Source organism: Spirosoma lacussanchae, assembly GCF_005870035.1.
GTDB lineage: Bacteria > Bacteroidota > Bacteroidia > Cytophagales > Spirosomataceae > Spirosoma > Spirosoma lacussanchae.
In genome coordinates, this window is the sequence record NZ_SWJG01000002.1 from 464,523 (window position 1) to 482,903 (window position 18,381).

Annotated in this window: 14 protein-coding genes; 8 read left to right on the forward strand and 6 right to left on the reverse strand. The window is 53.5% G+C overall.

Features of this window, described 5'->3' with window-relative positions:
* The first annotated feature begins 4 nt into the window (after window positions 1-4).
* The 6 genes from FBR45_RS12325 (at window position 5) to FBR45_RS12350 (ending at window position 7,533) form a co-directional block, all read left to right on the forward strand.
* On the forward strand, window positions 5-1,306 hold the full coding sequence (locus tag FBR45_RS12325; protein WP_138502722.1) for a Gfo/Idh/MocA family protein: 1,302 nt from the start codon (window positions 5-7) through the stop codon (window positions 1,304-1,306).
* Between the two features lie 81 nt (window positions 1,307-1,387).
* Complete coding sequence (locus tag FBR45_RS12330; protein ID WP_138502724.1) at window positions 1,388-2,641, forward strand: MFS transporter; 1,254 nt, start codon at window positions 1,388-1,390, stop codon at window positions 2,639-2,641.
* A gap of 222 nt (window positions 2,642-2,863) precedes the next feature.
* Window positions 2,864-3,037 (forward strand): DUF1059 domain-containing protein, encoded by a 174-nt coding sequence (locus FBR45_RS12335; protein ID WP_077921994.1) that lies wholly within the window; start codon window positions 2,864-2,866, stop codon window positions 3,035-3,037.
* A gap of 46 nt (window positions 3,038-3,083) precedes the next feature.
* Window positions 3,084-3,356 carry a DUF4242 domain-containing protein gene (locus tag FBR45_RS12340; protein ID WP_138502726.1) on the forward strand — a complete coding sequence of 91 codons (273 nt, stop codon included), beginning with the start codon at window positions 3,084-3,086 and terminating at the stop codon, window positions 3,354-3,356.
* 358 nt (window positions 3,357-3,714) lie between these two features.
* Window positions 3,715-5,238, forward strand: coding sequence for an amidase (locus FBR45_RS12345; protein ID WP_394344374.1), 1,524 nt, complete (start codon window positions 3,715-3,717; stop codon window positions 5,236-5,238).
* A gap of 78 nt (window positions 5,239-5,316) precedes the next feature.
* Window positions 5,317-7,533 carry a penicillin acylase family protein gene (locus tag FBR45_RS12350; RefSeq protein WP_138502731.1) on the forward strand — a complete coding sequence of 739 codons (2,217 nt, stop codon included), beginning with the start codon at window positions 5,317-5,319 and terminating at the stop codon, window positions 7,531-7,533.
* 49 nt (window positions 7,534-7,582) lie between these two features.
* Here FBR45_RS12350 and FBR45_RS12355 read toward each other — a convergent pair whose 3' ends face one another.
* On the reverse strand, window positions 7,583-8,614 hold the full coding sequence (locus tag FBR45_RS12355) for an aldose 1-epimerase (RefSeq protein WP_138502733.1): 1,032 nt from the start codon (window positions 8,612-8,614) through the stop codon (window positions 7,583-7,585).
* Window positions 8,615-8,930: 316 nt separating this feature from the next.
* On the opposite strand from FBR45_RS12355, the gene FBR45_RS12360 reads away from it, so the two are divergent.
* Together FBR45_RS12360 and FBR45_RS12365 are read left to right on the forward strand one after the other, a co-directional pair.
* Window positions 8,931-9,224, forward strand: a complete 294-nt coding sequence (locus tag FBR45_RS12360) for a hypothetical protein (RefSeq protein ID WP_138502734.1) — start codon at window positions 8,931-8,933, stop codon at window positions 9,222-9,224.
* A 30-nt stretch (window positions 9,225-9,254) separates the two neighbouring features.
* Entirely contained in the window at window positions 9,255-11,660 is a 2,406-nt protein-coding gene (locus FBR45_RS12365) for an ABC transporter permease (protein ID WP_138502735.1), read from the forward strand.
* A 25-nt stretch (window positions 11,661-11,685) separates the two neighbouring features.
* On the opposite strand, the gene FBR45_RS12370 is transcribed toward FBR45_RS12365, so the two are convergent.
* From FBR45_RS12370 to FBR45_RS12390, 5 genes are all read right to left on the reverse strand, one after another.
* Window positions 11,686-12,702 (reverse strand): glycosyltransferase, encoded by a 1,017-nt coding sequence (locus tag FBR45_RS12370; protein ID WP_138502736.1) that lies wholly within the window; start codon window positions 12,700-12,702, stop codon window positions 11,686-11,688.
* Window positions 12,702-13,604, reverse strand: coding sequence for a glycosyltransferase family 2 protein (locus FBR45_RS12375; protein ID WP_138502738.1), 903 nt, complete (start codon window positions 13,602-13,604; stop codon window positions 12,702-12,704). The genes FBR45_RS12370 and FBR45_RS12375 overlap by 1 nt, the downstream gene beginning before the upstream one ends.
* Before the next feature lie 1,014 nt (window positions 13,605-14,618).
* Window positions 14,619-15,698 carry a polysaccharide pyruvyl transferase family protein gene (locus FBR45_RS12380; RefSeq protein ID WP_138502740.1) on the reverse strand — a complete coding sequence of 360 codons (1,080 nt, stop codon included), beginning with the start codon at window positions 15,696-15,698 and terminating at the stop codon, window positions 14,619-14,621.
* Between the two features lie 49 nt (window positions 15,699-15,747).
* On the reverse strand, window positions 15,748-16,761 hold the full coding sequence (locus tag FBR45_RS12385) for a polysaccharide deacetylase family protein (RefSeq protein ID WP_138502742.1): 1,014 nt from the start codon (window positions 16,759-16,761) through the stop codon (window positions 15,748-15,750).
* Window positions 16,758-18,374: a glycosyltransferase gene (locus FBR45_RS12390; protein ID WP_212748625.1), complete on the reverse strand. Its 1,617-nt coding sequence runs from the start codon at window positions 18,372-18,374 to the stop codon at window positions 16,758-16,760. The genes FBR45_RS12385 and FBR45_RS12390 overlap by 4 nt, the downstream gene beginning before the upstream one ends.
* Window positions 18,375-18,381: the final 7 nt, after the last annotated feature.

The window sequence follows — 18,381 nt, forward strand, 5'->3', positions numbered from 1 at the left end:
GATCATGACCAATCCCTCTTATTCCCGACGTAAGTTCATCCAGACCGCCGTGGCCGGCTCGGCGGTGCTGGGGCTGCCTACCATTATTCCAAGCCGAGCCTTCGGCGCCAATGACCGGTTGCGGGTAGCCGTTATCGGTATCAACGGGCGCGGTAAAGACCATATTGCCGGATTCTCGAAGCTCGACAACGTAGAGGTAGCCACCCTGTGCGATGTTGACAATGTGGTGCTGCAACAAGGAGCGGCCGATTTTGAGGCCAAATACAAACGGAGGCTGAAAACCGAGCAGGACCTGCGCAAAGTCTACGACGACAAGGATATAGACGCCGTCAGCATTGCCACGCCCAACCACTGGCACGCGCTGGCGGCTATCTGGGCCTGCCAGGCCGGAAAGGACGTGTACGTCGAAAAGCCAGGCTGCCACAATTTGTTTGAGGGCCGGAAACTGATCGAAGCCGCTACCAAATACAACCGCATCGTACAGCATGGCGTACAGCTGCGAAGTTCGGCAGCTATTCAGGAAGCCATACAGCACCTGCGCGATGGGCTTATCGGGAAAGTCTACATGGCGCGCGGCACCGTGTATAAATGGCGGGCCGATATCGGTAATCTGGGTAACTCGCCCGTGCCGCAGGGGCTGGACTGGGATCTGTGGCAGGGACCGGCTCAGACAAGGGAGTTCAGCAAAAACTACGTTCACTACAACTGGCACTGGTTCTGGGATTACGGCAACGGCGACATCGGTAATCAGGGCATTCACGAAACGGATCTTTGCATGTGGGGACTCGACGTGGGGCTGCCCGAAAAGATCACCTCGGCCGGCGGTAAATTTTTGTGGAACGACTGCAAGGAAACCCCCGAGGTGCTTACCTCTACCTATCACTACCCGAAGCAGGGTAAGATCATTGAGTTTGAGGTACGCCCCTGGATGACCAACAAAGAGGACGGTGTAGAAGTCGGCAACATCTTCTACGGCGACAAAGGCTACATGGTCATCAACGGCTACGCCGACTACAAAACCTACCTGGGGCGCAACCGGGAGCCCGGCCCCGCCCGCAACGCCGGGGGCGATCACTATAAAAACTTCGTCGATGCCGCCCGCGCCCGCGACAAAAAAATGCTCAACGGTCCCGTTGAAACGGCGCACCTGGCCTCTTCGCTGGCGCATCTGGGCAACATTGCCTACCGGCTGGGGCGTACCCTAGACTTCGATCCGCAGAAAGAAGTATTCGTTGGCGACAAACAGGCCAATGCCATGCTCACCCGCAAATACAGGGCCCCGTACGTAATACCTACCACCGTCTAGTTTCACGGAACCCCGTCTGCCGGTCAGCGCCAGCAGCGCCTGATCGACAGACGGGGATGTCCCTAACGACTCCGAAACCCCATGACTTTACCCGATTCTCCAGTCACGGCCGCGCCCAAATCGACGCGGCAGCATCTGCTCCAGCTTCCTGTACTGGTGGCTGCGCTCGGCTATTTTGTCGATATGTATGATTTGTTTCTGTTCAGCGTAGTACGGGTGCCGAGTCTCAAAGCGCTGGGTGTAACGGAGGACCAACTGCTGCCCGAAGGCGTTTTTCTGCTCAATATGCAGCTGGCAGGGCTATTGGTAGGTGGCGTGCTGTGGGGTGTGCTGGGCGACAAGCGGGGCCGACTGTCGGTCCTGTTCGGGTCTATCCTGCTGTATTCGCTGGCCAATATCGCTAACGGTATAGTTACGGACCTGAACCAGTATGCCCTGCTGCGGTTTATAGCCGGGGTTGGTCTGGCGGGCGAGCTGGGGGCTGGTATCACCCTCGTTGCCGAAATTCTGCCTAAACAGCTGCGGGGCTATGGGTCTATTCTGGTGGCAACGATGGGAGTGCTGGGGGCCATTACGGCCTATTTCGTGGCCGATCTGTTTGCCTGGCGAATGTCCTATTTTGTGGGTGGCGGGCTGGGATTGCTGCTGCTCGTGATGCGCGTCAACGTATTTGAATCAGGCCTGTTTGAAACGCTTAAATCGAAGCCGGTCGAGCGGGGTAACTTTCTGAAGCTGATTACCCATCTGCCGAGTCTGCGCAAGTACGCCCTGGCCATCGTGATGGGCATCCCCTTATGGTTCGTGGTCGGGATTCTGATTACGTTTTCGCCCGAGTTCGGGCGCCACGCCGGTCTGGCCGAACCCATCATTGCGGGTAAAGCGGTGATGCTGGCCTTTGCCGGTCAATCGGTGGGCGACATTGTGAGTGGGTTGCTGAGCCAGCGCCTGCAGAGCCGCAAAAAAGCCATCCGGATTTTTATTCTCCTGTCGTTTGCCATGATGCTGGTGTACCTGCTGGCTCCCATCAGCCAGACCAGCCAGTTTTATCTGATCTGTGTTGGCCTGGGGTTCTGTAATGGCTACTGGACGCTGTTCATCGTGCTGGCGGCTGAGCTTTTCGGCACAAACCTGCGGGCTACAGTGGCTACGTCGGTTCCTAATTTCGTGCGCGGAGCTACGGTGCCGCTTACCTGGCTGTTTGTGTCGCTGAAGCCATCGCTGGGGCTTACCAACGGCCCGTTGCTGATCGGTGGGGTAGTGGTGCTGTGTTCGCTGGTGGCCCTGAATTTTCTGGAAGAAACCTTCAGCAAAGATATGAATTACGTAGAAGGATAAGGCCGTGCCTGAATAGTCGTAAAATGAAAGACTACTCATGCATTAGTAGCTGAAGGTCAGCGTATTGTTAGTAAACGGTAGGGGCGGTCTGCTCAACGACCTTTTGATAAGTTAGATAGGGTACATGGGTTACAAACCCGTATTTTGGGTGTCAGTCCCCCGCGCTTTGTACGCAGGGATTGACACCCGAAACGATTCGTTTACCTTAATCTCCAGACACCCATGAAAACGCTTAACTGCCGCGATGCCGGTTTCGACTGCAACGCCCAAATCCACGCCGAAACTGACGAGGAAATTCTGGCCCAGGCCGCTGAACATGCCAGCAGCGTACACGGCGTAACGGTAACGCCCGAACTGGCCGAAGGGCTCAAGTCGCTGATTCACGAAGAGGCCTGAGCCATCGACCCAAGGTCCGTAAACACCTCGCTAAACCGTTCACGCAATGCCGAAGTATGTAATAGAACGAGACATTCCGGGCGCCGGCACGTTATCAGCCGATCAGCTGAAAGGAATTTCCCAGACCTCGTGTGGGGTGCTCAGCACCATGGGACCGCAGATTCAGTGGCTGCAGAGCTACGTAACGGGCGATAAAATTTACTGCGTCTACATCGCTCCCAATGAAGCAATGGTTCGGGAACATGCCGAACAGGGCGGCTTTCCCGCCAACGCCGTCAACGAAGTAAAGACCATTATCGATCCGACAACGGCGGAGTAAAAGGTTTCTTCCGGCGCGGGTGGGGTCAACCGATCCCATCCGCGCCGGAAATCCAGAAGCCGCATCCTATTTCGGCGGCAACGGTTTTTTGGTCGGGTGACCTGCGGTTTTCCTGTGGCTCTGGCAGAAGAGTAGTTGGTTGAAATACGCAGAGGGTTTCTAGGCTATTTATTCCGTCTATAGGTCAATGAGCGAAATAAATACCGCTTTTATCGCGCAGGGGTGGCGGGGTTATGGTTACTAACCCTAATTTTACCATACGATTATATGGTTCGCCCAGTCTCCCCATATGCGATCATCTCTACGTCTGCTGCATTCAGTACGCATTGTCCTGCCAGCTCTTCTGGTAAGCTTATTGATGAATCCGGTTGCTCAGGGGCAACGGAAGGGTAAACAAGTGCCCGGAGCTGAATTTAAACTGCCGGAAGCAACCATTGCGGATGTTCACCGGGCGTTTCGGACGGGCTCGCTGACGAGTGAACAGTTGGTAAAAGCCTACCTGGATCGGATTGACGCCTACGACCAGCCTACCAAACTCAATTCAATCATCCTTACCAATCCCGAAGCGATGGCTACCGCCCGGGCGCTGGATGCCGAATTTCGGAAAACCGGTAAGCTGCGGCCACTGCATGGTATTCCGGTCGTCGTTAAAGATAATTTCAACACAAAGGGACTGCAAACCACCGGCGGCTCCGTAGCCCTGAAAGGATTCGTGCCGACCGAAGATGCCTGGCAAGTGCAGAAACTGCGCGACGCCGGAGCCATTGTACTGGCCAAGTCGAACATGGCCGAGTGGGCGTTTACCCCTATGCATTCGCAGAGCTCGATCGGGGGCGAAACGCTAAATCCGTACAACCTGGCCCACGTGCCGGCCGGGTCGAGCGGAGGAACGGCGGCTGCTGTGGCGGCTAATCTGGGAATGATCGGGCTGGGTTCCGATACGGGCAATTCCATTCGCGGGCCCGCGTCGCACAACGCACTGGTCGGGTTTCGGACGTCGCTGGGGCTGGTGAGCCGGTACGGTATCATTCCGCTCTATACCCGCAATGACGTAGGCGGTCCGATGTGCCGAACGGTTGAGGATGCCGTAAAGGTGCTGGCCGTCACGGCGGGCTACGACCCCCGCGATCCCATCACGAAACACAGCCAGGGCAAAATTCCTGACAACTACACGCAGTTTATGCAGGCGGATGGTCTTCTGGGCGCCCGAGTCGGGGTGATGCGCCAGCTGGTGGACAAGAATATCGATCCGGAAATCAAACAGCTCTTTGAGCAGGCCATAGCTGATCTCGTTCAGGCAGGGGCGCAGGTCGTCGACGTCACTATACCGAATCTGGACTCGCTGCGGGCTAACCAGTGGTGCGCCGATTTCCGAACCGATATAGAAACCTATCTACGGACCTTCGTTAAGCGGGACACGCTCAAAACGCTGGAAGACATCATCCGGGTAGGCGGCTACTCGGACCTCGTGCGCAACCGGCTCCTGACCCAGCAAACCCGATCGGGGCGGCCGGTACATCCTGAAATTCCCTGCGGTGACGCTTTCACCGACCCGCTCCGGATTGCCTACCGAAGCGCCGTCGAGACCGCGATGGACCGCCAGCAGCTCGATGCCCTGATTTACCCGACCTGGAATTACCCACCCGCGCGGGTAGGCGATGCGGCCGGTTATAAAGGAGACAATAGCCAGCTTATTGCCCCCGCAACGGGTTTGCCTGCCTTCACCATTCCTATGGGTTACACCACGGGTACCTTACCAGCCGGCATTCAGTTCCTGGGCCGAATCTTTGCCGAGCCCACTCTGATCCGGCTAACGTACAGCTACGAACAGGCCACCCAGCATCGGGTGGCGCCCAGCCAGTTTCCGGTCCTGGCGAAGTAGATAGAAACTTGTACGTTTTACTGTTTGTCCGGAATCGGTTAGCTTGGAGCTGCCAAATACCTAACTACTACCAACCTGATGTGTTACTTTCGATCAACCTGGGTCAGCTTCGCCGGAAGCCTGATCATCGTTCTGAGTTCTACCGTACTTCACGCCCAGTCGTTTACCAAAGCCGAGCTGGCACGCTGGCAGCAGCGCGCCAAACAGGTTACCATTACCCGCGACACCTGGGGTGTTCCGCATATTTACGGTAAAACGGATGCCGACGTCGTATTCGGGCTGCTGTTTACCCAGTGCGAAGATGATTTTGGCCGGGTCGAGGAAAACTACATTACCTCAATAGGTCGGCTGGCCGAAGTGGAAGGGGAGTCGGCGCTATACCACGATCTGCGGGCGCGGTTGTTCATGGACACTACCCAGGCCATCGCTATTTACAAAAAAAGCCCGGTCTGGATGAAGCAGTTACTCGATGCGTTTGCCGATGGAGCCAACTATTACCTCTATACCCATCCCGACGTCAAGCCTCGTCTGCTGACCCGTTTTCAACCCTGGATGCCGCTCATGTTCAGCGAAGGTAGTATTGGCGGCAATATCAGCGTGGTATCGACCGAGCGACTGAAAGCATTTTACGAGCAGCGGAAGTCGACATCCTGGAACCCCCGCTTCGATCATTACGAACGCGAATCCATTGGCTCGAACGGCTTTGCCATTGCCCCCGCCCGGAGCGCCACCGGCAATGCGCTGCTGCTGATAAACCCGCATACCTCGTTCTATTTCCGGTCGGAGGTGCACATGATCAGCCAGGCCGGGCTAAACGCGTACGGAGCCGTAACCTGGGGTCAGTTCTTTATTTATCAGGGCTTCAACGAAAACTGCGGCTGGATGCACACGACCAGCTACGCCGACTCGATGGACGAATACCTGGAAACGATTGAGAAAAAAGGGAATGGCTTGTACTACAAATACGGGAATGCCCTGAAGCCGGTGCGGACGCAGCAAGTGCGGCTGCCCTACAAGTCGGGTACAGGCATGCAGTACAGAGATTTCACCATGTATTTCACCCAGCACGGCCCCATTGCCGGGGAGAAGGATGGAAAATGGATTGCCATCAACATGATGAATACACCCCTTAATGCGCTGTCGCAGTCGTATCTGCGCACGAAAGCAACGGGCTATGCCAGCTACAAAGAGGTGATGAAGCTGAACGGGAACGCATCGAACAATACCATCTTCGCCGATCGCGACGGCACCATTGCGTACTGGCATGGTAATTTTATGCCCCGCCGGGATACCCGGTTCGACTGGGAACAGCCCGTTGATGGCAGCAATCCCGCCACCGACTGGAAAGGGCTGCACTCGGTCGATGAGATTGTGCAGGTCCGTAACCCGGCCAGCGGCTGGATTCAGAACTGCAACGCTACCCCCTTCACGGTATCGGGTAGCAGCAGCCCCGACAAGACCAAATTTCCGGCTTATATGGCCCCCGATGCCGAAAACTACCGGGGTATCAATGCCGTTCGTGTGCTGAGTCGTAAATCGCTTTATACACTCGACACACTGATCGCGGCCGCCAACGACCCGCATCTGGTGGCTTTCGACGATCTCCTGCCTCCCCTGTTTACGGCCTACCAGAGCGTTTCGGGCGATGCCGTAAATCAGTCGAAAGATCTGGCCGATGCCGTTCAGGTACTCAAAGACTGGAACCGATCGTACGGAACAGCTTCGGTTGGTCAGACCCTGGCTATACTGTGGGGCGAGAAAATTCAGCGGCTGGCCCGGAGCCGGGCGGCTGGTGACCAGCGGTTCGATAACCTGAGCCTGAGTGCTTTCACTATCAAAGCCACTACGCCCCAGGAAAAGGTAACGGCCCTGGCCGACGTACTCAAAGACCTCACGCGCGACTTTGGCAGCTGGAAAACGCCCTGGGGCGACATCAACCGCTACCAGCGCCTGACGGGTAAAACCCAGGAATCGTATGACGATTTGAAGCCCAGCATTCCGGTTGGCTTTACCTCGTCGGCCTGGGGGTCGCTGGCGGCTTTTGCGGCCCGTACCTATCCCGGTACCAAAAAGCGGTACGGCAGCGTAGGCAACAGCTTTGTGGCTGTCGTGGAGTTTGGCAAGCGGGTAAAAGCCCGTTCCGTAGTTACGGGTGGCCAAAGCAGCCGCCCCGGCGAAACCCACTTCACCGACCAGGCCCCGCTTTACTGCGAAGGTCAGTTCAAGGATGTATGGTTCTACCCGGAAGAGGTGCAGCAACACGTCGAAAAGACGTACCACCCGGGTGAGAAGTAGGCCTGCTCACCGGGTTGTGTTTCGCGCAGGAAGTTAGCCGCTAAGCTGATTAATCGAGTCGCACCCACATGGAGCCCGACAGCGCATCGCCGGGGTCCAGCACGGCAAGTCCTTCTCCGTTGTTGAACGCGTTTACGTTGCTGGTCTGGGGTTCAATCGCCACGCTGTCGCGTCGGCCGGGGGTGTAACAGACCAGGTAATTAAGTTTTCCGGGGCCGGTCTGCTGACCTACAATCAGCCGAACGCCCGTGCGAAGGGAGGTAAGCATGGTTTCGGCGAAAGGTCCGCCTTCGGCGGGTATGCCGGTTGGCTCGATGGCAAACGGGCTATCGAGCTGAACATCTTTCAGGGGGATAGTCTCCGCGTTCAGCAGGCCGAGCCGCCCGTTGGGGATCATGTTGCCATCGAGTACGATCGGCGTACGGGCCGGCAGTGACAAGGTCATGTTATCGACCGATTCTTCGGAGAACATGAAGTAAGGGTGCCAGCCAAAGGCAGCCGGACAGGCCGTAGTCCCCGTATTGATAATCTCGTAGCTGACCCGCAGCGCACACATCCGGTCCTGAGTATAGTTACTGCCAAGCCGGAGCTGATCGCCCTGAACCAGCTCATACGTGACCGTCATGGTAAACGGAAACGGGTAGCCAACCGTGTCGCCTTCATAGGTATAACGGATGGTCAGCTGGGCATGAGTCGGGCTGGTGTCCTGGTCGACAACCGTGAACTCGCGGCCGTGTACAAAGCCGTGCAGCGCATTGTCGCGGCTAACCTCGTTCATTTTCAGGGCGTAGTCCTGCCCCTCAAACGAGTAGATACCGTGTCGGATGCGGCTGGCAAACGGAAACAGGAACGCACTGGCATAAGTCTCATCGGCCAGGAGCGCCTGTGGTGATTCGGGACCTTTCAACAGGGCATACAAATCATTTCCCTTCCGGAGCACAAGACGCCGAAGAATCCCTCCATAGGCCGGGATGATCGAAACAAATTCACCGGTTTCGGTATGTTCCAGCAGATATTCAGTGAGCGGCTGGGAGTCGGTCGCCAGTGGACCAAATGGTTCTTGCGTAATCAGGAACGGCATAGAATGAGGGACAGTCTGTACAGATTAATAAATCTGAACGTACCCAGATTGTTCGACATTTTAGTAAAAACGTATGCTAACGCAACACACCACCCACTGATTGTCACAATCTTACGTGTGGCCGGCCAGCCATGTCCGTAACTGAACGGCCCGCGTCCGTTAACGGACACTACTGGCTTTTGATCTGATTTATATGTTTGATAATCAGTGATTTGCAAATGTGGTACGCTGTTTGGGGATTACAGGCTTGTTGGCCCCGTGGCTGACGAGTAGCTTATACTGATAGACATATTCTGTTGCCAACTCGTCTGTATCTATGGCACATATCGCTATTCCTATTCCCTCAACCCCCGGCAAACAAGACATTGAGATCGACGTAACAATTAACGGCAAGAAGCACGAACTGCACTATCGCGTCGAGCTTTTCTACTGGGGCGACTGTACCGTTCCCACCTTTGATCGGGTCGAGTGTCTGCGCCAGATGATTTCGCAGTATGATCAGGACTGGTCGCTCTACTACATCGGCGCTCCTACGGATACGTTTGTGCCGATTGCCTTCATGCGAAAGGGAGATATGGCTATTCAGCGTCAGCTGCTGACAGGATCGTAATGAGGTAAACCGTTTAGCCGTCATTAATCTATGATACGCAATTACATCAAGATTGCTTTTCGCAACCTGTCGAAGCATAAGGGGTTCAGTTTCATCAACATTGCCGGGGTGGCTATTGGGCTGGCCTGCTTTCTGCTGATCGCCCTCTACGTTCGCGATGAGCTGAGCTATGATCGCTACAACGCCCGGGCCGACCGGGTGTATCGGATCTCGCGTACGTTCCTGTCTTCGGAAGGAATACCCACGCTTAAGCTAGCTCAGCTGGCCCCGCCCTTCGGGCCGTTGCTGAAGCAGGATTTTCCAGAGGTGGAGCAGGCGGTGCGGACACTCGAAAACAACGGCCTCGTCCGATACGGTGAGCATTCGTTCAACGAGCAGGACCTTTTTTTCGCCGAGGGTAACCTGTTCAGGGTGCTGAGCTTTCAGCTGCTGAGCGGTAATCCGGATCAGGCGCTGGCTAACCCGTTTTCGATTATGTTTTCCCGGCCTATGGCAGCGAAGTACTTTGGTACGGAGAACCCCATTGGTAAAACGGTGCGGCTCGACAACCAGTACGATCTGACCGTGACGGGTGTGTTTGAACCCCTGCCCAACCAGGCCCATTTTCATCCGAGCTTTCTGATTTCCTTTTCTACGCTGAACGACCCGCGGGTATATGGGGCCGACGGGCTGCGGACCAACTGGAGTAATAATGCGTTCAATACCTACGCCCTGCTTCGGGAGGGGGCCGACCCTCAGCGGATGCAGGCAGCCATGGGCGCTTTTCAGGACAAACACGTGCCGCAGGAGGGGGGCATTAAGCCCTCGAAATGGTCGGTGCTGACGCTACAGCCGATTACCGATATTCACCTGTATTCACATACCGATTCCGAAGTTGAACCCACCGGCGACATTCGGTATATCTACCTGTTTTCGGCCATCGGGTTGTTTATTCTGCTCATCGCCTGCATCAACTATATGAACCTGGCAACGGCCCGTTCGGCCAGTCGGGCTCGTGAAGTGGGCATGCGCAAGGTGGTAGGGGCGTTGCGTACCCAGCTTATTGCCCAGTTTCTGAGTGAGTCGATACTGGTTGTCGTGTTTGCGCTGGGTATCGCGCTGGTTCTGGTGCTGATCGGCCTGCCCGTGCTGAACGATTTTACCCACAAGCAACTGTCGGTCAGGCAGCTTGTCGACCCGGTGTTCGTGAGTATACTGCTTGGTATCACCATACTGACGGGCCTGGTAGCCGGCAGTTATCCGGCCTTTTTTCTGACTTCATTCCGGCCGCTGGGGGTGCTGAAAGGGCAGGTCACGTCAGCCATTCGGACGGGCCGGTTACGGCAAACCCTGGTAGTGACGCAGTTTGCTATTGCTGTGGCGCTTATTATCTGCACGGCCGTGGTCTACAACCAGATGAACTACATACAGACCTACCGGCTGGGTTATCAGAAAGACCAGATGCTTCTCCTGCCCGACATCGGCGATTCGACGACGAGTTATGAGACGTTGAAACAGGAGCTGAAGCGGGCCGGTGTAGTGGGTGAAATCGGGCGGTCGTCGCGGATTCCGTCGGGGCGTCTGCTCGACTCCTACGATGCCTCGTATGAAAAAGGGGATACCCTGGCTCCGGTGACGATCAACCTGCGTTCGCTGCGGGTCGATTACGACTTTATCCCGGCGTATCGGATCGGTATGGCCGCCGGGCGTAATTTCTCCCGCTCGTTCCCAACCGATACGGCCATGGTGATTCTGAACGAAACGGCCGTTCGGCTGATGGGCTGGACACCCGACCAGGCTATCGGCAAATCGTTCCGGTACGGCCCCAGCCAGGGGCAGATCATCGGCGTGACGGAGGATTACCACTTCGAATCGCTGCACCAGAACGTATCGGCCATTGCCATGATTATGACCCGCAGTAATCTGAACTGGATATCGGTGCCCCTCACCGGGCACATGCCAACAGCCGTAGCCCGGGTCGAAGCGGTCTGGAAACAGTTCTTCCCCGAGCGCCCTTTCGATTACCAGTTTCTCGACGAGCGCTTTGACCGTCTGTACGCCCGCGAGCAAACCCAGCAACTGCTGTTCAGCGTGTTTGCCGGGGTGGCTATCCTGATTTCGTGTATGGGTTTGTTTGGTCTGTCGATGTTTATGGCTGAGCAGCGGACCAAAGAGATTGGCATCCGGAAAGTGCTGGGTGCTTCGGTCTCCAGTCTGGTGGCATTGTTGTCGCAGGATTTTCTGAAGCTGGTTGGGATTGCCATCCTGATTGCATCGCCTATAGCGGGCTGGGCAATGAGCCAATGGCTGAGCGGGTTTGCCTACCACACCGTTCTTCATTGGTGGGTTTTTGCGCTGGCGGCCGTTCTGTCGATAGGCATCGCCTTGCTGACGGTTAGTTTCCAGAGCGTCAAAGCGGCCCTGCTGAACCCGGTCAGAAGTCTGCGGAGCGAATAAAAAGCTATTAGCCAGCTGCTCAAAGTTACCTGTTCAGGCTGAACTGTTGCTGAATGGCCGCCAGTTTACGAAAGTTGCTAACCATCACCGAATGGTGTTTGTAGGTAGATAGTTTAGCTTTCAGGGTGGCAACCTTCAAATCGATAATTTTTGTGTCAACTCCTACACATCTCAACGCCATTCTTTTAGTCAGGTAAAAGGCAAGGTGCAAAACACGTAGGATAAAGTTGATGAGCAAAACGAGTCTGAACGTAGCCAGGCTTTGTGTTTTTATGATGAGCAGAATCTTGAATGGTTCCAGTACAATGTGCGAAAGGGAAGAATCATTAACGTATTTGATACAATACTCCCAGGTAGTTCGTTTGTAGGGGATAAAGTGCTGGAACTGAAGTCGGTGGTCATAATAAACGGCATAACCGGCCAGCGCGATGGCATAACACAGTTCAATATCACCTCCACTGCTCAGCTCAGACCCCAGCCGGTCGGTTAGTGTGAACTCGAACCCTGACTCTTTGAGTGTTTGATAGGCTGATTTTCGTAATACGCACCCCGCTCCGTAGATGCCGTAAGACCTCACCAGGTTAAATTTATACACCTGGCTCCCCGAAGCATGTATGGGGTAATTGGTAACCCAGTCTGGTGGCGACGTTTCGTAAACCAGGTTTCCGTGGCCGCCCAGAATGCCAACAGTAGGGTAGCTGTTCATGATGGAGTAGGCTGTTTCAACGTAATCGTCGTTGAGCCAGTTGTCATCATCGCACATGAGTATGTATTCATAGCGCGCTTCCTGAAACCCCATATCACGCGCAAAGCTCAGGCCCTGTATTGGTTGATGAACGATGCGGAAATCGACATCACAATCGTATGAATTCCATAGCTCCTTGGCAATGGATGCCGAATTATCTGTTGATTTATTATCGATTAATATTACTTCCCACTTTAATGTATCAGGTGTTTTTTGTTTGGCAATATGAAGCAAAGTTGGCGCCAAACGGCTTGCTCCGTTGTACGTACAGACAATAATAGATACACCGTCTTTCATCAACTATTTAATAGCATTCTGCTATAAAGAAATACAATTTTTGCGTACAAAATAATGTCCCTATGGAGCGATAAAGACCCCCGGATTTGTGCTTCTACCACTTGTTTGTTGCGCGCTTTTCGCCAGATGTAATGGGCTGTACCTAAGCTGCCATGCGCACAGTTTTTTAAAGAAGCAGTTCGCAGCTGCCGGCGGCTTCCGGGAGGTAAATAATGTTGTACTGTATCGATTACCCATTTTAGATCCCGCAAATTCTGGCCTGTTGCTAACGACTGACCCGAGATAGAGGCTGGATGTTGTCGATAGGTAGCTAAAATAGCTGGCGTATACGCAATAGAATATTTATGCGCTATTCGTATCCACATTTCCCAGTCTTCGCCGTAGGTAACGCCAAAAAAACCACCCAAGTGTTCGTATACGTTACGTTTTACGGAGATACTGCAGTACTGAATTCGCTGCATCGCTGCAATGCGAAACAACCAGTTTTTCAGAATGCCATCTTTATTGGCTTCGCTGGGAGTTGTTCCCAGTACATAGCCCTTTTCATCTACGTGACTTTGTCGACAAAAAGCCGCCCCTATGTCCGGATAGGAGTCAAACAGCCGGTTCATGGCCTCGTAATAGCCACCCTGTATATAATCATCGCCATGAAGGAGGTGAATTCGTTGGCCACGGGAGCGGTTGAGGCAGGTTTCGAAGTTGCGAAGGCTACCCACATTCCTGTCCTGTCGGAAATACTGTACTCGTCCCTTGCCTATGGCTGCGACCAGACCGGCAACGTCACCGTCTGTACTGGCGTCATCTATTACTTCAATCTGCATCTGATCAGGGCCCGGAGCCTGGATCAGTACACTCTGCAAGGTCTGCTGTAAATAAGACATGCAGTTGTATACGGGAATCATAACTGACCAGAGAGGCCTTGATTCCGTGTCGGAAACAGGACTGATTACGGGTGGCTCCAACAGAATACGATGTGAAAGAAGGGTATTCACAAGCTAACTGATTGAGGAAGAGAACAAAAATTTATCCGCGAGGAAGACAAAGGAGTTCCCGTAAGTATGGGTATGCCGTGCTAATACATTCAGGCTTTAGACAGGGCAGACTGTAACTGACATAAGTAAGGGATGATTGACCATCGCGAAGAAAAGAGCCAGGTGTTAACGGATATGCAGGTATTGAGAGGAAAAGCAACGACGTTTCAAAATAGGGCGAAAGAGCCTATTCCCTAGAGCAAATGCCGGCCCTTTAGGCCAGAGCGCGTCTTTGGATGAATGAAGAGTAAGCATTGGTGTTTGCGTGGACAAGGTATGTGGTGGAACGGCTAAGCAGCAACAGTTTGCAAGTCGCAGATACTAAAATGGTCTACTCATATAATGGAGTATATATTCATGCAATAATAATACAAGACTATCATATTCGAAAGTGTCAGCGAAAATAAATACAGTAAAATTGATAAGTACTTAATTGTAGAAAAAGTTATAAAATATCATCTTTTGAAAGCTTATTGCGAATATTATTGCATAATGAATTATATTTTTACAGAATCAATATATAAATACTTTGGTTTTGTGGGAAAAACTTGGAATGTGTGTATTATTAGATCCTTTCTGTGAAATTAGTGAACACAAACATAGGTAAAAGTTGGCCTGTGTAAAACTATATACGGTTACTATTTTACGATAGACTGTGGTCTCACGGCATAGTGATAGCGTTGCGTGCTGGTTCGCAATGGGTTTAGACATTTGAGTAACGGGCTTCTTCGTTATCCTGTCAGCTGGAAAATGATTTATTCAGTTAATAAGCTGATAAAGCAATAGTTTTCTAGACACTATTCTGGCTTTTAGTTCGCCTTTATACGGCGCAGAAATCTTGTTTTTTGTAGTTTGTGGGTCGGTAGAATTAAATAACGTATTTCGTTATCGGAAGGGGTTTTTAGTCCGGGCAATACTGTTATAAAATGGGGTTGGTAACGACCAGTATAAGACAGCTTTTGCTGTTTTCTTGATATCAGCTTTTGCTTTTCTTAACCAGTACGGTTCTGTTTTCTGCTTTGATAGTAAGCCTTTTGTCCAGGCGTTATTTTCCGGATTGTTTATTCTGGATCTGTACGTATTTTCGAGGCTCTCTGAATGGGTCAATGCCAATACGAGTTCAGCATGAATTTGCTCCGCCATTTCTATAGCCTGATGTTTACACGCCAGTGCTTTTTTGCGCGCCTGTTCAGTCAAACAATAATCGAACGCATTATTTAATTCATGGTCATCCAGTGCGTCAGCCTGAAACACGACGGGCCAGCCTATTTTCTGTGCCTGCGCCACAATTTTAGCGCCACCCGCTTCCGGGTCGATAGCCAGCACCGGCACGTTGTTTTTCAGCGCCATAACCATTCCGTGAAGCCGAGTGGTAACAAGCACATCTACTCGCGCAATAAGCGATTCTACCTCCGCTGGTGTTCGGAGATGAGTGCTGTTTGTGTCGAGCCGGGTATCTATGTAGACAACGGCCACGTGGCGCGTGCTGATCAACCGATTAATGGCCTGATTCGCTACTGCATCCAGCGCTCCTGGATAAGGCTCTACCAAACAAATACCGATAACAGGTACGAGAGGCTCCCGGGCCAGGAAAACGATGTCGGGTCGTACGGTAGCTGTACTGTTCCGCTCCAGCAACAGGTCGAATGGGTTCCATCGATTCAGCGGAACCAGCATCGATAAATTGAGGCCAATTAACCGACAGTTTGTAAAGCGGCTCAGGAAATCGGCTTCGTAGTTGCCCTGTTCAAAAGGGCCGCACACAAACACAACATGTGAATACCAGGTTGGCTCAACCGTTCGCCAGTTCACACCGCCCGTGAACGGCGGGTCGAAGGCGACGTCGTAGGGTAAGCCTGCTTCTTCTACCCATGCCGTAGTGCTGTTCAGCGCCATGATATCGCCAGCTGTGGGGTGGCCATGTTCAAAGCTAAACCAGCCGGCAATAAGTACTTTTTTATTCATAATGCTGTGTGCGTGGTAGTTGATCTGCCGCCAGCCGGGTGAGCGGACTTTACAGCAGCTTGTTTATTTGTTTCTGTAGCTGGGGGCCTGTACAATCCGGTATCTGAAGCCGACCAATCTGATAGCGGTCGGTGTGGCGGGTTGTCGCTACGGCCCTGGTAGTAAACGCAATGGAAAAACCCGCCTGCTCTACTACCTGACGGGTCGTTTGGTTGTAGTTGCCGTAGGGGTAGGCAAAGGAGGTCAGCGAACGCCGGCACAGTTCGTCCAGCTGGCTTTTGCCGCCCGCAACCTCGTGTTGCTGCACCGCCCGGCTATGATTGGCCAGGGCGGGATGGGAAATCGTATGGCCCCCTACGTCTATCAGCGAATGCTGGCTGAGTTCACGAACCTGGGCTACCGTCATAACAGATGGGCAAGGTGTTGCCATAGATTCAGCCCCGCTCCAGCAACGCAATGCATGTAGTGTCTGTTGCTGAAGGTGGTGGGGTAAGGGCTTTAGCTTCTCCCAGATATGCTGATACAGCATGGCCCGTCTGGAGGGGGGAGCCAGGTGGGCTTTCCATGTGCTGAGGCTGGTTCGGAGGGCCGTGGTAAGCCGCGCTTCCGTGAGCAACTCAAACTCCAGATTGTCATCGGCGATCGGTAAGGAAAGCCGGTCAGGTAGAAGGGGTGTCTGGCATATAATCTGTTGCAGGTCATCCCACCAAAACCTCTGCTGGTCGAGAAGAGGCTGGGTCGTCAGGAAGAACGACGCCGGTATGCCATACTTCTCCAGCATCGGCCTGGCTATCGTAAAATTGTCTGCATAGCCGTCGTCAAACGTAAGAACGATAGCCTGTTTGGTTAGCTGTCCGGTCTGTAGCTGATCAGCCAGCTCGTTGACCGACAGGATTGGGTAGTTCTTTTGCAGGGTTTGCAGGTGCTGCTCAAAATGGGTTGGACTGACGCACAGGTCCCAGGGGTCAATATCAACTTCGGCTATCCGATGATACATAAGTACCAGCGCGGAAGGGCTGACTGATTGTTTGAGTCGGCGAACCCAGTCTGGCAGTGACGTCATGACAGTTTACGGGCTTTGGCGGTAATGATGACGGGATAGTGCGGATCGCTTGTGTTCAGCTGCTCCTGATCCAACTCGCTGATTCCGAGGCCATACAGAAAAGCCGTGGCAACTAGTACATTACCGAAGGCGTCTACCTCGACCTCATTGATCGGGAAATGCTCTGACAGGGTTTTTCTGAGCGACAGTTCATTGAAGGACCAGTACCAGGTCTCTTTCCATTCGCCGTGGTCAATAGGGCTTATGCCCGGTGAGGTCATCAACAGAACTCCGCCTGGTTTTAGGATACGATAGCAGGTTTGCAGGGCACTCTTAAAGTCATAGATCAGGTGAAGGGTCTGGGTAAGTACGATGCAGTCGAAGGTATGATCGGGTACCTGCGGGAGATGGGTGAGGTCGCCAACAAGGGTGGCCTGGGGAGCATCGGCATGTACGTGAAGCACGTCGCTTTCAGCGACCTGGCTCCCGCCGAACCGAAGGGTATATTCGTTGTCACCGATCTCCAGCACCCGTCCCTGTATCGATGCAGCCTGCTGCTGAAGAAAACGTTCGATATAATACCGGTCAACAGGCCCGCCCCGATCGTACCCAAAACTAGTACTGATGGGGCTGGTGCGTTTCAGATCGCCAATATGAATAGATCCTACCGGCGGGCTGTACTTTTTCAGGAACGGGGTTCTGTATACCCAGCGCAGCGGATACGATGATGCGATACGTTTGAGGAGAGGCCTGAGGGGCATATATTTTTCAAGTAGTCGGTAACGAAGGAAGAGGTTGGGCTGGTACTGGCGAAGCAGCTGCTCGTAACGGATTCGGATTTTATCATCGAGCAGGGCGTGGTAGTTGATCAGCTGAACGTACATCTGGTTGCCGTAGAGCGAGCGCCAGTTGCTGACCCCGTCCTGGTAAGCCTGCTGATCCTCCGCCGTCCGGAGTGTTTTTTCCTGACGCTGCAACACCGAGAGTACCGTTGACAGCATGACCAGTATATTAGACGACATATTGGTCTGGTGCCGGCGGTAAGCGGCTATCACTTCCGTATGGTGATGTACGGGGTGCACAGCGGAGATGGTCAGGTACAGATCGTAATCTTCACAGGCGCTGAGCGACGTATCGAAACGGACCGATGTAAAGACCCACCGTCGGTACATGACCGTTGCGTGCATACCAATGTAATTGATCCGCAGGAAGTTGCGGTAGTGGTTGGCCCGCACCACACGTTTGGTTGTCCAGAGAATGGTCAGCTGCTCATCGACACCGATATGGGCCCCCGAAACGAAGGCAGCCGTCGGGTGTTGAAAGAGCTGTTGTACGTTATACGACAGGGCACCCGGCAGCAGGAGGTCGTCTGCATCCAGAAAAACCAGGTAGTCGCCCTGGCTGTGGTCTATGCCTGTATTACGAGCCGCCGACAAGCCCTGATTGTCCTGATAAACGTAGCGCACCCACGGGTTCTGTAAAGCAACGGCTTTCGTTTCATCGGTTGAACCATCGTCGATCACTACAATCTCGAACGGGGTGTAGGTCTGGCGCGCTGCACTGTTAATCGCTTGCTGTAGGTATCGGCCCTGGTTGTAGCAGGGGATAATGATCGAAACCAAAGGCTTATTCACTGACAGG

What these genes read in the sequence shown, in the direction of transcription:
- FBR45_RS12365 (WP_138502735.1), top strand. Translation starts at nt 9,255, where the DNA reads ATGATACGCAATTACATCAAGATTGCTTTTCGCAACCTGTCGAAGCAT.
- FBR45_RS12325 (WP_138502722.1), top strand. Translation starts at nt 5, where the DNA reads ATGACCAATCCCTCTTATTCCCGACGTAAGTTCATCCAGACCGCCGTG.
- FBR45_RS12335 (WP_077921994.1), top strand. Translation starts at nt 2,864, where the DNA reads ATGAAAACGCTTAACTGCCGCGATGCCGGTTTCGACTGCAACGCCCAA.
- FBR45_RS12375 (WP_138502738.1), bottom strand. Translation starts at nt 13,604, where the DNA reads ATGATTCCCGTATACAACTGCATGTCTTATTTACAGCAGACCTTGCAG.
- FBR45_RS12340 (WP_138502726.1), top strand. Translation starts at nt 3,084, where the DNA reads ATGCCGAAGTATGTAATAGAACGAGACATTCCGGGCGCCGGCACGTTA.
- FBR45_RS12370 (WP_138502736.1), bottom strand. Translation starts at nt 12,702, where the DNA reads ATGAAAGACGGTGTATCTATTATTGTCTGTACGTACAACGGAGCAAGC.
- FBR45_RS12330 (WP_138502724.1), top strand. Translation starts at nt 1,388, where the DNA reads ATGACTTTACCCGATTCTCCAGTCACGGCCGCGCCCAAATCGACGCGG.
- FBR45_RS12355 (WP_138502733.1), bottom strand. Translation starts at nt 8,614, where the DNA reads ATGCCGTTCCTGATTACGCAAGAACCATTTGGTCCACTGGCGACCGAC.
- FBR45_RS12380 (WP_138502740.1), bottom strand. Translation starts at nt 15,698, where the DNA reads ATGAATAAAAAAGTACTTATTGCCGGCTGGTTTAGCTTTGAACATGGC.
- FBR45_RS12360 (WP_138502734.1), top strand. Translation starts at nt 8,931, where the DNA reads ATGGCACATATCGCTATTCCTATTCCCTCAACCCCCGGCAAACAAGAC.
- FBR45_RS12350 (WP_138502731.1), top strand. Translation starts at nt 5,317, where the DNA reads ATGTGTTACTTTCGATCAACCTGGGTCAGCTTCGCCGGAAGCCTGATC.
- FBR45_RS12345 (WP_394344374.1), top strand. Translation starts at nt 3,715, where the DNA reads ATGAATCCGGTTGCTCAGGGGCAACGGAAGGGTAAACAAGTGCCCGGA.
- FBR45_RS12385 (WP_138502742.1), bottom strand. Translation starts at nt 16,761, where the DNA reads ATGACGTCACTGCCAGACTGGGTTCGCCGACTCAAACAATCAGTCAGC.